This window comes from Saccharothrix sp. ST-888, from assembly GCF_000955975.1.
Classification (GTDB): Bacteria; Actinomycetota; Actinomycetes; order Streptomycetales; family Streptomycetaceae; genus Kitasatospora.
This window is the reverse complement of sequence record NZ_JYJF01000334.1, coordinates 1-591: the sequence shown is the minus strand read 5'-3', so window position 1 is coordinate 591 and position 591 is coordinate 1. Positions and strand designations below refer to the sequence as shown.

1 protein-coding gene is annotated in these 591 nt (G+C 68.0%); it reads right to left on the bottom strand.

The genetic code is table 11. The features are described from left to right. On the bottom strand, window positions 1–361 hold a 361-nt coding region (locus tag UK12_RS32960), incomplete at its 3' end, for an ATP-binding cassette domain-containing protein (RefSeq protein WP_045306890.1). Between the last annotated feature and the right edge of the window lie 230 nt (window positions 362–591).

Sequence of the window (591 nt, the reverse complement as noted above, 5' to 3'; positions counted from 1 at the left end):
TGACCGCGGCCCGGGTCAGGCCGGAGAGCATGGCGAAGAAGTGCAGGTTGTCCAGGGCGGTGAGTCGGCCGTAGAGTCCGCGTTCCCCGCCCAGGACCATCGAGGTGAGGGCTCGGACCCGCTTGGCCTCGCGGACGACGTCGTGTCCGCACACCCGGACGGTGCCCGCGGTGGGGAGCAGCAGCGTGGAGAGGATCTTGATCAGAGTCGTCTTGCCGGCTCCGTTGACACCGAGCACCCCGACGATCTCGCCCTCGGCGATCCGCAGGTCCACGTGCTCCAACGCCACCTTGGGCGTCGCGGAGCCACTGAAGGTGCGGCGCAGGCCCACTACTTCCAGTGTGGGGTGACTGGTCATCATGTCCTAACGGGAACCGGGGTGCAGGGGGAACAAGTGAGTGTGCGGTGCCCGGCCGAGGCCGGGCACCGCACAGTGGCTCAGATCTTCGAGCGCTCGGCGGAGTAGTCGCCGTCCTCAGTGATGTCGAACATGGTGGTACCTCCCTTCCACGGTCTCGTGGAACCGCTCCGGTCGAGCGGTTCGCTGTGCCCCGGCGTCGCTGCCTGCTCCGGGATGAACCGGGCGAGCAG